Annotated in this window: 12 protein-coding genes; 7 read left to right on the forward strand and 5 right to left on the reverse strand. The window is 68.4% G+C overall.

Translation table 11 applies throughout. The annotated features are described in order from the left end of the window. The coding region (gene pgk / locus C470_RS10505) for a phosphoglycerate kinase (RefSeq protein WP_152418662.1) at window positions 1–565 on the forward strand (565 nt) is incomplete at its 5' end. A gap of 57 nt (window positions 566–622) precedes the next feature. On the opposite strand, the gene lrp is transcribed toward pgk, so the two are convergent. Beyond that, on the reverse strand, window positions 623–1,081 hold the full coding sequence (lrp, locus tag C470_RS10510) for an HTH-type transcriptional regulator Lrp (protein WP_004597351.1): 459 nt from the start codon (window positions 1,079–1,081) through the stop codon (window positions 623–625). Between the two features lie 126 nt (window positions 1,082–1,207). Between lrp and glnA the strand changes: the two genes are divergently transcribed. Continuing rightward, window positions 1,208–2,578: a type I glutamate--ammonia ligase gene (gene glnA / locus C470_RS10515; protein WP_008367134.1), complete on the forward strand. Its 1,371-nt coding sequence runs from the start codon at window positions 1,208–1,210 to the stop codon at window positions 2,576–2,578. Window positions 2,579–3,293: 715 nt separating this feature from the next. Here the strand turns inward: glnA and C470_RS10520 are convergent. Continuing rightward, window positions 3,294–6,455 (reverse strand): adenosylcobalamin-dependent ribonucleoside-diphosphate reductase, encoded by a 3,162-nt coding sequence (locus tag C470_RS10520; protein ID WP_008367136.1) that lies wholly within the window; start codon window positions 6,453–6,455, stop codon window positions 3,294–3,296. A 422-nt stretch (window positions 6,456–6,877) separates the two neighbouring features. Between C470_RS10520 and C470_RS10525 the strand changes: the two genes are divergently transcribed. Then, a complete protein-coding gene (locus tag C470_RS10525) occupies window positions 6,878–7,120 on the forward strand; it encodes a hypothetical protein (RefSeq protein ID WP_004597335.1) in 243 nt (80 codons plus the stop codon). 37 nt (window positions 7,121–7,157) lie between these two features. On the opposite strand, the gene C470_RS10530 is transcribed toward C470_RS10525, so the two are convergent. After that, complete coding sequence (locus C470_RS10530; protein ID WP_004597333.1) at window positions 7,158–9,425, reverse strand: CDC48 family AAA ATPase; 2,268 nt, start codon at window positions 9,423–9,425, stop codon at window positions 7,158–7,160. Next, window positions 9,422–9,673, reverse strand: a complete 252-nt coding sequence (locus C470_RS10535) for an Hsp20/alpha crystallin family protein (protein WP_008367138.1) — start codon at window positions 9,671–9,673, stop codon at window positions 9,422–9,424. Before C470_RS10535 ends, C470_RS10530 begins: the two co-directional genes overlap by 4 nt. 225 nt (window positions 9,674–9,898) lie before the next feature. On the opposite strand from C470_RS10535, the gene C470_RS10540 reads away from it, so the two are divergent. The 4 genes from C470_RS10540 (at window position 9,899) to C470_RS10555 (ending at window position 13,626) form a co-directional block, all read left to right on the forward strand. Beyond that, entirely contained in the window at window positions 9,899–10,669 is a 771-nt protein-coding gene (locus C470_RS10540) for an alpha/beta fold hydrolase (RefSeq protein WP_008367139.1), read from the forward strand. 75 nt (window positions 10,670–10,744) lie between these two features. Then, a complete protein-coding gene (locus tag C470_RS10545) occupies window positions 10,745–11,437 on the forward strand; it encodes a hypothetical protein (RefSeq protein WP_008367141.1) in 693 nt (230 codons plus the stop codon). Window positions 11,438–11,574: 137 nt separating this feature from the next. Next, the gene (locus tag C470_RS10550) at window positions 11,575–11,949 is read left to right on the forward strand and encodes an Hsp20/alpha crystallin family protein (protein ID WP_004597325.1); all 375 of its coding nucleotides are present in this window, start codon (window positions 11,575–11,577) and stop codon (window positions 11,947–11,949) included. A 3-nt stretch (window positions 11,950–11,952) separates the two neighbouring features. Further along, entirely contained in the window at window positions 11,953–13,626 is a 1,674-nt protein-coding gene (locus tag C470_RS10555; RefSeq protein WP_004597324.1) for an ABC1 kinase family protein, read from the forward strand. A gap of 9 nt (window positions 13,627–13,635) precedes the next feature. On the opposite strand, the gene C470_RS10560 is transcribed toward C470_RS10555, so the two are convergent. Continuing rightward, window positions 13,636–14,784 (reverse strand): site-2 protease family protein, encoded by a 1,149-nt coding sequence (locus tag C470_RS10560; RefSeq protein WP_007345417.1) that lies wholly within the window; start codon window positions 14,782–14,784, stop codon window positions 13,636–13,638. Window positions 14,785–14,988: the final 204 nt, after the last annotated feature.

The following is a 14,988-nucleotide window of genomic DNA, read 5'->3' on the forward strand; positions in this document are numbered from 1 at the left end:
CGCGCCATCAGAGATGTGTATAAGAGACAGGTTCTTACGCGCCGCGGGTCACCCGGTCGGCCACGACGTGGGTGAGATGGATCTGTTCGACGAGCAGTGGGAGGCGAACCGCGAGCTGATCGAGTCGGTCCTCGACGAGCGCGGCGACGAGATCCGCCTCGCGAGCGACCTCGCGTACGAGGGCGCCGACGGCGAGCGCGCCGAGGTCGCGGTCGACGACATCGAGGAGAAGGAGACCGGGTACCTCGACGTGGGCGCCGCGACGGTCGACGACTACGAGCCGGCGATCCGCGAGTCCGACGCGGTGTTCGTGAAGGGCGCGCTCGGCGTCTTCGAGGACGAGCGGTTCGCCGACGGCACCGTCGGCGTCCTCGAAGCCATCGCGGAGACGGACTGCTTCTCGGTCGTCGGCGGCGGCGACACCTCTCGGGCCATCGAGATGTACGGCCTCAGCGAGGAGGAGTTCTCGCACGTCTCCATCGCGGGCGGGGCGTACATCCGCGCGCTGACGGGCGAGCCGCTCCCGGCGGTGGAGGTCCTGGAGGCGGCGGCGGAACGGCAGTAGAAGGGCGGAACCGGTCTCCGAGCGGGGCTGGGCGTTCGAGCCGGGCGGCCGGTCGAGTTACTCTTCGACGTCGAGGTCGAACTGCTCGTTCTCCGTGACCGCGTTGAGGACGACGCTCGTGTTCGACTCGCGGATGTCCGCGTCCGTGAGGATCGACTTGATCTGGTCGTTCATCCCGTCCGTGTCGGTGAACTTCCCGATGGCGATCACGTCGTAGTCGCCGGTGACCTCGTAGACGCTCACCATCTGTTTCTCCTGGCGCAGCTTCTCGGTGACGTCCGGCAGCGCGCTCCCCTCGACCTTGAGCTGGAGCACGGCCGTCACGTCGTACCCGAGCTTGTCGTAGTCGACGACGGGGGTGTACCCCCGGATCACGCCCTCCTCTTCGAGGTCGCGGAGGTGGTTCGAAACGGTCGTCACCGAGACGTCCAGTTCGTCCCCGAGGCTCCGGAGGCTCGCGCGTCCGTTGCTGAGAAGGGAGTTGATGAGCTTCGCGTCGAGGTTTTCGTACGTCATCACACCGATACACGCTTTCGGGGGTTTAGAATTTTACGAACGTCCAGCAGTTTTGCCTGTCCGGCGGTTCATGCGCCAAGCGATAAGGCCTTTATACTGGCACATAACTAACGAAGCGTCCAGAACATGACGGACGAACACGCGAAACCGGACGGCGGCCTCACGGCCGAGGAACAGGCGGTACTCGACGAGATCGAGGAACAGAACGTCGATTTCCTGCGGCTCCAGTTCACCGACATCCTCGGCGTCGTGAAGAACGTCTCCGTCCCCGCTCATCAGGCGGAGAAGGCGTTCACCGAGGGGATCTACTTCGACGGCTCCTCCATCGAGGGGTTCGTGCGCATCCAGGAGTCGGACATGCGGCTCGTCCCCGACCCCGACACGTTCGCGGTGCTCCCGTGGCGCAGCGACGGTGACGGCGACAGCGGCGCCGCGCGGCTCATCTGTGACATCGTCGACACCGACGGCGAACCGTTCGCCGGCGGCCCGCGTCAGGTCCTCAAGAGCGTCCTCGCGGAGGCCGAGGAGATGGGCTACTCCGTCTCCATCGGGCCGGAGCCGGAGTTCTTCCTGTTCGAGAAGGACGACGACGGCAACGCGACGACGATCCCGCACGACAACGGCGGCTACTTCGATCTGGCGCCGAAGGACCTCGCGTCCGACGTGCGCAAGGAGATCATCTTCACCCTCGAGGCGATGGGCTTCGAGATCGAGGCCTCGCACCACGAGGTCGCCGAGGGCCAACACGAGATCAACTTCAAGTACGACGACGCGCTCACGACCGCGGACAACATCGCGACGTTCCGCGCCGTCGTCCGCGCGGTCGCCGAGCAGCACGACCTCCACGCGACGTTCATGCCCAAGCCGATCGCCGACATCAACGGCTCGGGGATGCACAGCCACATCTCGCTGTTCGACGAGGACGGCAACGCCTTCGCCGACGACGACGACGAGTTCAACCTGAGCGAGACGGCCTACCAGTTCATGGGCGGCATCTTGGAGCACGCGAAGGCGTTCACGGCCGTCACCAACCCGACCGTGAACTCCTACAAGCGCCTGGTGCCCGGCTACGAGGCGCCCATCTACGTCGCGTGGTCCGACACGAACCGCTCGGCGCTCGTCCGCGTGCCGGACGCCGCGGGCGTGTCCGCGCGCTTCGAGGTCCGCAGCCCCGACCCGTCCTGTAACCCCTACCTCGGACTGGCGTCGCTCATCGCCGCCGGCCTCGACGGGATCAAGACCGGCGCCGACCCCGGCGACCCGGTCCGCGAGGACATCTACGAGTTCGACGACGAGAAGCGCGAGGAGTACGGCATCGAGACGCTCCCGCCGAACCTCGGCGCCGCCGTCGAGGAGTTGGAGGAAGACGAGGTGCTTCAGGAGGCGCTCGGCCCGCACACCTCCGAGAAGTTCGCCGAGGCGAAGTCCCAGGAGTTCAGCGAGTACCTCACCCAGGTGTCGCAGTGGGAGGAGGACCGCTACTTGGAGACCTTCTGAGGCGACGGCGCGGCCCGACGTTTCGATTTCTTTCGGACTCTTTCGGCCTTCTCGCTCCGTCCGGTTTCGCTTCGTCGCACGTTTTTCGAGTGGGAGTGGTTCGTCCCTCGGCGAGCGCGTGAACCCGACGAGCGATCGATTGCGAAAGTGAGTATCACAGATCGGTAGCAGCGATTCGGTATTGAAGTAGTCGCCAGCTGCGCCGACGATCGTTTATAACGGAGAGTGCGGTCGGCGCGTGCCTGCGAGCGGCCGCCATCGGCGGCCGCGNTATACAGTACCCTTGTCCGGTCGGCGCGTGCCTCCGAGCGTCCGAAGGACGCGAGGAGCACGCGCGAGGGAGTCAGCCGGCCGGAGCGAGGCGGAGGCCGGCTGACGAGGCTGGGGAGGTGTGAGGTACGGATGCTGTGCGGTGCGGGGAGGACTCAAAGGGGCAGCCGTCGAGGGCGGGGTAGGCGACGTAAGCACCGGAATGAGGGAGCGAAGCGACCGAGTGAGGAGCGCAGCGAGCGTACCCCGCCCTCGACGGCTGGGGCTTTGGAGGCACTCGCCGCAGCAGCGTCAGTCATTTATAAATAGTCGACAGCAACACCTCAATTCTCTTTATAAATTGCCTCACTCACGACGTACTACACCTACTCCCGGTATCGGTCGCGTTCGTCCGAACCGCAAAAAACCGCGTCGTCAAGCGCTCGTTACCGCCGGTTCGTCCCGTTTAACACTCCGACCAGCCGCACGACTCGCACGTCTTGCAGCCCTCGGAGTAGTAGAGGTTCATGCCGCCGCACTCGGGACACTCGGGCGACTCGCCCGCCGCGATGAGCTCCTGGGTCGAGTCGTCGGCGCCGGCCGCGTCGTCGGCCGCCGTCGGCTCGGATCCGCTCGGAGCCTCGGTCGCCGCGCCGGCGTCGACCGCGCCCCCGTCGGTCTGGCTCGGGGGACTCGGCGACTCGTCCGCGACGCTCCCCTCGACGTCGTCGAGGCTCTGCTGTTGGGGGATCCCCTTGTCCACGTCGTCGTCGAGGTAGCGCCGCAGCGCGGTGCCGATGGCGTCCGGGATCGACTGGATCTGTTCGCCCTTGTCCCACGCGACCTTCGGGCTCCGGGTGCCCTGGAGCTCGTCGACGATCTCCTCGGGGTCGACGCCGGAGCGCAGCGCCGTCGAGATGACCTTCGCGAGCGCCTCCGTGAAGGAGTTGGTGTAGCCGCCGGAGTGACCGATGTTCGCGAACAGCTCGAACGGCAGCCCCTTGTCGTCCTCGTTGATGGTGACGTACAGCTTGCCGTAGCCCGTCTCGACGCGCTGGGTGACGCCGTTCAGGGAGTCGGGGCGCGGGCTCCGCTCGCTGTAGTCGATCCGCGGCTGCTCCGTCGCTTCGAGCAGGTCCGAGATCTCCGCGTCGATCGCGGCCTGGACGTCCTCGTTGTCGAGGAACGCCTCGATCCCGCCGAAGACCTCGCCGATCTGCTCGACGATCGTCTCGGCCGCCTCGCTCTCGTCGGCGAACTCCGCGTTCTGCGCGCGCGTCGTGAGCACCTGCTTCGAGCGGGTGCCGTCGCGGTAGTAGGTGACGCCCTTCCCGCCGTTCTCGTAGATGTACTCGAAGACCTCCTTGGCGTCGCCCAGCGTGGAGTCGTTGGGCGCGTTCACGGTCTTCGAGATGGCGGAGTCGACGCCCTTCTGGCAGGCGACCTGCACGCCCGCGTGGTCCTTCGCGGAGAGGTCGCCGGTGACGACGAACAGCTCGCCGATCGCGTTCGGCACGGTGTCGAGCCCCTCGACGCCGTCGAAATCGTTTTCGGCCATCTGCTCCTGCGCCTCCCGCTTGACGGCCTCGACGTCGACGTCGTTGGCCTCCAGCGTGCGCAGGAAGTAGTCGTCGAACTCGACGAGCATCTCGTCGCCCTGGACGTCGTCGGAGACGTTCTTGTAGTAGGCGACGTTGTAGATGGGCTCACAGCCGCCGGTCGTGTTGCCGATCATCGACGTCGTGCCCGTGGGGGCGATCGTCGTCGTGTTGTGGTTGCGGATCGGGAAGCCGTCTTCCCACTCGTCGGCGTCGAGCCCGGTGTAGTGCTCGAACCAGTCGCGGTGCTCGGTCGGGTTCGCGTACTTCGAGTCCTCCCAGTCGTTGAAGGTGCCGCGCTCCTCGGCGAGCTCGTGGGAGGCGAGCTTCGACTCGTGGTTGATGTGGGTCATCAGCTGCCGGGCGATCTCGTTGCCCGACTCGGAGCCGTAGCGGACGCCGAGCTGGACGTACAGCTGCGCGAGCCCCATGATCCCGAGTCCGATCTTCCGCATATCCCGGACCTTCTCTTCGATCTCCGGGACCGGGAAGTCGGACATCGTGACGACGTTCTCGAGGAAGCGGGTGCCGTACGCGATCCGCTCTTCGAACTCCTCGAAGTCGATCGCCTCTTCCAGGAACGCCTCGACCGCGGCCGCCTCGGAGTCGTACTCGTCGGCGTGCTCGTCGGACCAGACGCGCCAGTCCGGCGCGTCCAGATCCGCCAGCGTCGAGAGGTTGATGTGGCCGAGGTTACAGGCCTCGTACTCCTCGAGGGGCTGCTCGCCGCAGGGGTTCGTCGCGAGGATCCGGTGTTCGGGGTGCTCCTCGACGTCGAAGGAGTGCTCCTTGTTGATCCGCTCGAGGTAGACGACGCCCGGCTCGCCGTTCTCGTGGGCGCCCTCGATCATGTGGTCCCAGATCTCGGCCGCGGGGACGGAGAGCTCCTCGCCGACCTCGACGTGCTCGCCGAGGCCGAACATGTCGTACAGCTCCTTCGTCTCCGGAGTGGCAATGTGGGGCTCCTCCGTGCGCGGGTTGGTGAAGGTGAACTCCTCGTCGTTCTCCAGCGCCGCCATGAAGTCGTCCGTGACGCCGACGCTGATGTTGAAGTTCGAGAGGTGTCCCTCGACCGCGTTCCGGAGGTGCTCGGGCACCTTCCCGTCCTCGTCGATGAGCTCGCGGGCCTCCTCCAGCGCGTCCGCGAAGGAGTTGTGCGTGAAGTCGTCGGGGTCGTTCAGGCGCAGCGAGTGGGCCAGGGAGACGTCCTTGTTCTTCGCGTGGATGAACTGGATGACGTCCGGGTGCGAGATCCGCATGACGCCCATCTGGGCGCCGCGGCGCGCACCGCCCTGCGCGATCGTCTCGCACATCTGGTCGAACGTCCGCATGAACGTGATCGGGCCGGAGGCGATGCCGCCGGTGGAGCCGACCGCGTCGCCGTACGGGCGGAGCTTCCAGAACGCGTACCCCATGCCGCCGCCGGACTGGAACACTTCGGCCGCCTCCTTGGCGGTCTGGTGGATGTCGGTGATGTCGTCGCCCGGCGAGTCGACGAAGCAGGCGGAGAGCTGCTGGAGCTCGTCGCCCGCGTTCATCAGGGTGGGGGAGTTCGGCATGAAGGATAGCGACTCCATCCCGTTACGGAACCGGTCCGCGGTCGCCTCGACGTGGTCGCGCACGCTCTCGGGGAGCTCGGGGACGACCGTCTCGTACGAGAACTTGTTGACGTTGTGGGCGGTGAGCGTCGTCTCCGTGTCGTCCGTCGCGGTCGTGCCCGCGCCGAAGACCTCCTCGGCGAGCTCGTCGCGCCGCGGGTGGTCGGGCTTCAGCTGGTCGGGCGTGACGGTGACCTCGACGCCCTGCTTTTCGGCCTCGAAGACCGCCTCCGCGAGCGCGACGTTGCGCGCGACGCGGTCGAACAGCTCCTCCTGATCTTCGATCGGCTCGCCGTCCGCGTTCTTCCGGAGGTAGCGCGCGGGCAGGATGTTCCCGTAGGCGTTGCCCGTGAGGCGCTCCTCCATGGTGTCGCCCGTGGTTCGTTTGATCGGCAGTTCGACTCCGTCGGCGGAGACGCCGTCGCTGCTCATTCGGCGGCCACCCCGCTGGCTTGGCGTGGGATATGGATCATCTGTAGTGTTGGTGTACTGGCGAGGCGGGCCCTTGTAGGTTCGGATGTTCGGACCCGCCCGGCATCTACATGTCCGATTCGGTATGTAACGTCGGTCCGGGGCGTCTGACGCTGAATCCGGTACGTCGGTACGAAAGGGACTCCGGACACATAAGCGTAGGTAGACCGGAGTGAAACTGAACCTCAACCGAACAAAACGGGAGACCGAAGCGGTCTCCCACCGGAACAGAAGGGGGGTCGCTCGGCGGTCGCTCCGGCGGCGGCGCCGGGTGCTGGCGTCCCTGTGGTCCGCCTCCGGACGAGCGCGCGTCCGAATGCGGCGCCGGTTTGCCACACACCTATCAGAATTCGTACCCGGAGCGTCCCTCGTCCCACAAGCTTATGCCCGGCGTCGCCGTGAGGCCGGACATGACCGGATCATCGCTCGCGCTCGCGGGACTCGTCGCGCCGGCACAGGCCGCGCTGCTCGGCAGTCAGGTCGGGCAGCTGCTGGTCGCCCTCGTCGCCGTCGCGCTGATCATCGTCGTCGGCAAGTTCGTGCTGAAGCTCGCGTGGCGGCTCGTCACGATCGGCATCGTCGTCGTCGCGGCGTTCTACCTGCTGTCGACGCTCGGCGTCGTATAAAAACCGCCGCGGGCGAGCACCGAAACGGGCGGCCGACTTACTGGAACGCGGCGCCCGGCTCGGCCTCGGTGCGGTCGACCTCCGACCGCCTGAACTGCTTTTCGATCTCCTCGTAGCGCTCGCGCGTCTCGGGGGTGACGCTGGGGTTGACCTCGCTTAACGCCTCCTCGAAGTGCTGCATCGTCACGCGGACGTTGCCGACGGACTCGCCGACCTCCTCGCGCGTGACGCTGCCGATGAACTCCCGGGAGGCGTTCATCGACGCCTCGCGGGCGACCGCCTCGATGTCGGCGCCCACGTAGCCCTCGGTCTTCCGGGCGAGGGCGTCGAGGTCGACGTCGTCCGCCAGCGGCTTGTTCCGCGTGTGGACCTCGAAGATCCGGCGGCGCGCCGTCTCGTCCGGGACGGGCACGTGGACGTGCCGGTCCAGGCGGCCGGGCCGGAGCAGCGCCGAGTCGATGAGGTCCGGGCGGTTCGTCGTCGCGATGACGACCACGTCCTCCAGCGATTCGAGCCCGTCGAGCTCCGTCAGCAGCTGGGAGACGACCCGCTCGCCGACGCCGGAGTCGCCGGAGTTCTTCCCGCGCTCGGTCGCGATCGAGTCGATCTCGTCGAAGAACACGATCGTCGGCGCGTTCTCGCGGGCCTTGCTGAACACCTCGCGGACGCCCTTCTCGGACTCGCCCACGTACTTGTTCAGCAGCTCCGGCCCCTTGATCGAGATGAAGTTCGACTCGCTCTCGTTGGCGACGGCCTTCGCGAGCAGGGTCTTCCCCGTGCCCGGCGGGCCGTACATCAGGACGCCCTTCGCGGCCTGCATGTCGAGCTCCTCGAACACCTCGGGGTACTCCAGCGGCCACTGGATCGTCTCGCGGAGCCGCTCCTTAGTTCCCTCGAGGCCGCCCACGTCGTCCCAGGTGACGTCCGGAACCTCCACGAACACCTCGCGGAGCGCGGAGGGCTCGATCCCCTTGATCGCCTCCTTGAAGTCGGACTCGGTCACCTGGATGCTGTTCAGCACGTCGGCGTCGATCTCGTCGCTCTCGAGGTCGATCTCCGGGCGGATGCGCCGCAGCGCGTGCATCGCGGACTCCTTCGCGAGCGACTCGAGGTCGGCCCCGACGAAGCCGTGGGTGTTCTCGGCGTACTCGTCGAGGTCGATGTCGTCGGTCAGCGGCATGTTCCGCGTGTGGACCTGAAGGATCTCCTTTCGGCCGTCGCGGTCGGGGACGCCGACCTCGATCTCGCGGTCGAAGCGGCCGCCCCGTCGGAGCGCCTGGTCGATGGCGTCGACGCGGTTCGTCGCCCCGATGACGACGACCTCGCCGCGCTCCTCGAGCCCGTCCATCAGCGAGAGGAGCTGGGCCACGACGCGGCGTTCGACGTCACCGCCAGCCTCCTCGCGCTTGGGCGCGATGGAGTCCAGCTCGTCCATGAAGATGATCGACGGCGACTCCTCGGACGCCTCCTCGAACACCTCGCGGAGCTGCTCTTCGCTCTCCCCGTAGTACTTCGACATGATCTCCGGGCCGGAGATCGTGTGGAAGTTCGCGTCGATCTCGTTGGCGACCGCCTTCGCGATCAGCGTCTTCCCCGTGCCCGGCGGGCCGTGGAGCAGGACGCCCTTCGGCGGGTCGATGCCGAGGCGCTTGAACAGCTCCGGGTGCCGCATCGGCAGCTCGATCATCTCGCGGACCTGCTCGAGCTCGTCGTCGAGCCCGCCGATGTCCTCGTAGGTGACGTCCGGCCCCTCGCCGGTGCCGCCCGCGGCCTCGCCGCGGTCGGCGAGCTCCTCGGCGGAGATCTCGGAGATGCTGATCTCCGTCTCGTCGGTGATGACGACCGTGCCGCCCGGGCTCGTCTCGGCGATCTTCATCGGGACCGCCTGGGACTGACCGCCCATCAGCCCGAAGCCGAGGGAGGTCCGGATCGTCTGTCCCTCGGTCACCGGCTGACCGGAGAGCTTGTCGCGGATGAACGGGGCGATCTGGCCCCGCACCCGTAGCTGGCTCGGGAAGGCGATCGTCACCGCGTCCGCCCGCGAGACGTCGACGTCCTCGACGGTCACGCGGTCGTCGATCCCGACGTCGGCCTCCTGGCGGAGGCGGCCGTCGATGCGGATCACGCCGGTCCCGTCGTCCTCGGGGTAGCCGGGCCAGACGCGGGCGATCGCCGCCCCGTCGGCGCTCTCGACGCGGACGATGTCCCCGCCGGAGAGGCCGAGCTCGTCGGCGGCGACGCGGTCGATCGCCGCGAGGCGGCGACCGGCGTCCTTCTGTTTCAGCGGCTTGACGGTGAGCTTCATCGCTCGCCCTCCACGGTGAGCACGCCGTTGTTCACGGCCGCGTCGGCGGCCGTTCCGGGCAGCTCGAGCTCCGATTCGACCGGCCCGTCCGGTCCCTCCACGACGACGATCGCCGTCTCGCCGACGGTGTCGACGGTGACGGTCTCGTCGTCGACGCCGAGATCGGCGGCGACGGTCCAGCCGTCGTCGTACTCGTACCGACGCAGTAGCGCGCCGTCGCCGGTCGATCGGGTCTGTATGTGATTCATCCTAACTACGAGTTAGTCGCGTAGGTATATAAACTTGACGCTCAAAATCGCATGACGTGAGTGTTTCTCTATTCTATCGGTAGTGTAGCGGTTCGGGTCGTTCGCCCCCGATCGGTCGCCGTCCGGCGGTCGCGCCGCGTCGCGTCTCTCGGTTCGGATCGCGCGGTGTCGATCGCGGTCCGATCTCCTCCGGCGTTTATACCGCTCGGCGCCGAACCGCCGGCCATGGAACGGGTCACCCACGACGGCCGGGCGACGGCGTACCGCCGCTTCGACCGCGGCGGCGACGGACCGACGGTCTGTTTCGTCCACGGCAGCGGCGGCACGAAGGACGTCTGGAAGTCGCAGGCGCGCATCGCCGACCGGTTCCCCGGCGTCGCCGTCGACCTCTCGGGGCACGGCGACAGCGACGACGTCGGGGCCCCCGCGGGACGCGAGACGCTCGACGCGTACGCCGACGACGTCGTCGCGGTCGCGGAGGCGACGGACGCGACCGTCCTCTGTGGGAACTCGCTCGGCGGCGCGGTCGCGCTGTGGATCGCCTTCGAGCGCGACCTCGCGCTCGACGGACTCGTCCTCGCGGGCACGGGTGCGAAGCTCGCGGTGGCCGAGCCCCTCCGCGACGCGCTCGCCGACGACTTCGACCGGGCGGTCTCGCTGCTCCACGAGCCGGACCGGCTGTTCCACGACGCGCCCGTCGAGTACGTCGAGCTCTCCGAGGCGGCGATGCGCGCGTGCGGGCGAGCGGTCACCGAACGGGACTTCCTGACGTGCCACCGCTTCGACGTCCGGGACCGCCTCGGCGCGGTCGACGCCCCGGCGCTCGCGCTCGTCGGCGCGCACGACGGGCTCACCCCGCCGGCGTACCACGAGTACCTCGCCGAGGAGATCCCGGACGGGGAGTGGTCCGAGGTCCCGGACGCCGCCCACCTCGCGATGCTCGAACGGCCGGCCGCGTTCAACGAGGCGCTCTCGGCGTTCCTCGGCGACCTGTAGGACACCCCGGCGGCTGTCCCGACCGCCGCGCTCGCGCAGGTACCCTTTTAGGTCGCTCGCGCGTCGCGGGGGAACATGGTCGACAGCGACGAACCGGACGCGGACACGGGTCGCGCGGACGGCGCGGCGGAGCGGGCCGCCGGGGCGAACGCGCCCGGCGACCCCGACATCGACGACCTGCTCGCGAAGCTCGACGCCCTGAGCGACACCGTCGACGAGGGACACGAGCGCGAGAAGGTCAGACAGACGATCTCGCTCGTCGAGCGGATGCCCGGGACCGGTGCGCTCGCCGAGCGGATCACCAAGTACACCTCCCGGGACCTGGCAGAGTCGTTCGTCGGGGCGGTGCTGTTCGCGCTCCCGCTGCTCGTCGAGGGGGGCGTATTCGAGATCGCGGCCTGGTTCGCGGCGACGACCGTCGCCGGCGTCCCGGTCCTCCTGATCGGCCACGTCGGGTTCATCTTCCTCGCGACGGCCGGGCTCCTCTACTTCGCCGACTTCCGGCAGATCACGATCAGACACCCGATCTTCGGCGTCATCCCCCGCCGGTACGCCGGCGTCCTCCTCGTCTCGCTGACCACGTCGGCGACGATGCTGCTGTTCTGGGGCCGGCTCCACGAGGGCGACCCCACCGCGGTCGAACGGGCCGGTCGGATCGCGGTCGTCTGGGCCGCGGCCGCGTTCGGCGCGGGGCTGGGCGACATCCTCCCGGGCGAGTCGCAGGGCGAGGACCTCGGGAAGTTCGACCTCGACATCGGCGACGACTGAGCCGAGGCCGGCGACCGCGCCGACTCGACGCCCGCCCGCGACCGCGATCGGAAAGCCGACTCGACGCCCGCCTCGGATCCCGCGGTCGAACCCCGTTTTTCCACAGCTTTTTCGCTGCGGCGACCCTATCTCCCTCTATGTCAGCGCTACGCGACGCGCTCCGGGACCTCCCGGACGCGGTGTTTGCGGACTTACTCGAGTCGGACGAGGGGTACGTCCTCGTCGTCGACCTCCCGGGCGCGACCGCCGAGACCACCGAGGTGCTCGTCGAAGACGGGCGCATCGACATCGAGGGGCGCCGTGAAAAGGCGGTCCCCGAAGGGTTCGAGTACGTCCGCGAGGACCGTCCGCTGTTCCTCGACGCGGAGCTCCCCCTCCCGAGCGACGCCGACGGCGCGGGCGCGGACGCCGAGATAGACCGCGGCGTCCTCGAGATCTCGCTGCCGAAGCGGGAACGCGAGGTCTCCCGGACCATCCCCGTCGACGACGCGGACGACGAGGGCGACGCCTGACGGGTGGTCACGCTGGTCAACCTTCGCGCCTACTGGCGGTTCGTCGTCGTCCTGCGGCAGTTCTCGCCGCTCATCGTCGCGTACTGGCGTGACAGCCGGCGCTACTTCCTGTTCGGGGGGAGCCGCGAGGTCGACGCCGAGACGCAGCGCGAGCGCGCAGCGGTGCTGCTCGACATCCTGCTCACGCTCGGCCCGACGTTCATCAAGCTCGGGCAGATCCTCTCGACGCGGCCGGACATCCTCCCGCCGGCGTACATCGAGGTGCTGGAGGGCCTCCAAGACGACGTGCCGCCCGCGCCCTGGGAGGAGTCGAAGGTCGTCCTCGAAGACGAGTTCGGCCCGGTCGACGAGACGTTCGACGACTTCGACCGCGACCCGATAAGCGGCGCGAGCCTCGGGCAGGTGTACACCGCGGAGTACGAGGGGACCCCGGTCGCGGTGAAGGTGCGCCGCCCGGGGATCGAGTCGCTCGTCGAGGCCGACCTCCGGACGATCCGCTGGTCGATCCCCCTCGTCAAGCGGTTCACCGGCGCCGGGCGGGCGTTCTCCCTCGAGAACCTCGCCGACGAGTTCGCGAAGACGATCCGCGAGGAGATGGACTACGAGCGCGAGCGGACGATGCTCGAGGAGATCCGCGGCAACTTCGCCGACGAGGACCGGATCCGGATTCCGGAGACGTACGAGGCGGTCTCCGGACCGCGCGTGCTCACGATGGAGTACGTCCCGGGCACGAAGATCAGCGACATCGACGCGCTCGACGAGGCGGGCCACGACAGAACGCAGATCGCGGAGACGCTCCAGGAGGTGTACCTCCAGATGATCATCGAGGACGGCGTGTTCCACGCTGACCCCCACCCGGGGAACCTCGCGGTCGCGGACGACGGCGCCGTGATCTTCTACGACTTCGGGATGGCGGGCCGGGTCGACCCGTTCGTCCAGGAGAAGATCGTCGAGTTCTACGTCGCGGTCGCGCGGCAGGACATCGACGCCATCCTCGACACCCTGATCTCGATGGGGACGCTCTCGCCGGAGGCCGACCGCGAGGTGATGGGCAACGTGATGGAGCTGGCCATCGCCGACGCCAGCGGCGAGGACATCGAACAGTACCAGGTGAACCAGATCATCGAGCAGGTGGAGTCGACCATCTACGAGTTCCCGCTGCGGCTCCCGCCGAACCTCGCCTTGGTCCTCCGCGTCGCCACCGTCGTCGAGGGGGTCTGCGTCACCTTGGACCCCGAGTTCGACTTCATCTCGACGGCGACCGACTACCTCCGCGAGGAGGGGTACTACGAGCAGACCGCTCGGGACCTCGCCGAGGACGCCGGCCGGCAGGTGCAAAAGACCACCGAGGCGCTCTTTACCGTCCCGCCGAAGGCCGACGAGTTCCTCGACCGCGCCAACCGCGACGACCTCACCGTCAACGTCGTGTTGGAGGACGACACCAAGGTCTTAGAGAAGCTGGCGATGCGGATCGCCTACTCGGTGCTGCTCGCCGTCGGCGTCCTCTCGGCGACGATCCTCTACTCGTTCGCGGAGAACTGGCGGCTCGCGCTCGTCGTCCTCGCGTTGGCCGCGCCGCTCGCGATCGCCTTGTACCGGTCGTTCCGGAAGAAGCGCGGGCTCCGGACCACGCCCCAGTTCACCAGGCAGGGAATGAAGAACCGGCGCGACGACTGACTCGCGGCGTCACGCGCCGACGACTTGGATCGGCACGAGGAGGAAACAGAGCGCGCCGACGGCGAACGTGGCGAGGCCGACCGCGAGCCGCGGGAGTCCCACCCCTTCCTCGTCGGTCGGGTCGGCCGGGCCGTTGAACGCGATCACCGTCGCGAACACGCCCCAGAACGCCCACAGCCCGACGGACTCGTTCAGCCCGAGCCCCCGCCAGAAGTGGAGGTACGCGGCGATCCCGAACAGCGCGCCGGGGACGAGCGCCGCCACCGTCTCCTGTCGCGGCCCGAGCATCGCCCGGACCATGTGGCCGCCGTCGAGCTGGCCGACTGGGAGGAGGTTCAGGAGGGTGAAGAACATCCCGACCCAGCCGCCGATCACGACCGGATGGGCGGTGAGCCGCGGGTCGCCGTAGCTCGTCGGCTGGCCGAGCACGCCGGCGATGAGGTCCAACAGCGGCGGGTTGTTGAACCGGATCACCGAGCTCGACGAGCTCGCGAGCTCTGCCGGCACCTGAATCGGGTCGAGCGAGAGGCCGATGGCGGTCACGACGACGGTCGCGACCAACCCCGCGATCGGGCCGGCGGCGCCGATGTCGAAGAGGACCTTCCGCGAGGGCATCCGCCCGCGGATGCGGATCACCGCGCCGAGCGTGCCGAACGGGAAGATGAAGGGGATGACGTACGGGAGCGAGACGGGGACGCCGTGGTAGCGCCCGGCGGCGTAGTGGCCGAGCTCGTGGGTCATCAGGACGCCGAGGACGGCGGCGGTGAACGGCCACGCCTGAAGCAGCGAGAGGGGGTTCGACTGGATCTCCGCGAGCGGCACGTAGTACCAGCCGTACGCGCCGACGAACAGCGTCGACAGCACGGTGGCCGCGAACATGGCGAGGTTCACCCAGGGGATCCCGTCGCGGCCGCGGTCGAACGGCGTCGCCACGACGACGTGGCCGTCGTCGACGACCTCCACGTCGACCTCGTAGCCCGCTTCTCGGAAGTGCGGGGTCAGCTTCCGCAGCAGCGTCCGCTCCGGGACGTACGACTCGCCGCGGTATCGCACGCGGCCGTCCTCGCGGCGGACCTCGTCGATCCGGAAGAACGTCCGGAGGGGCTCCGGACGCGGCGCGCCGTCGCCGGCCGCCGCCGCGTCCTCGTGTTCTGGCATCGCCTCGTCGTAACTGGTCGGCGAGTATAAACCCCGCGTCGGCGGGTGAGCGAACCGGAAACGGGGGGACCGGTCGTCCGCTCGGTTCGCGAGGCGGACGCGTGCGCGGTCAGAAAGCGCGAGTCGGGGACCGAACCGCGGGCGTCAGCGCGGTGCTGCGCGTCGGGAGCGGTGCTGCGGGCGTCGGTCGGCGGAGCCGGAGCG

Origin of the sequence: Halorubrum distributum JCM 13561, from assembly GCF_000337395.1 — an archaeon.
Lineage (GTDB): Archaea > Halobacteriota > Halobacteria > Halobacteriales > Haloferacaceae > Halorubrum > Halorubrum distributum.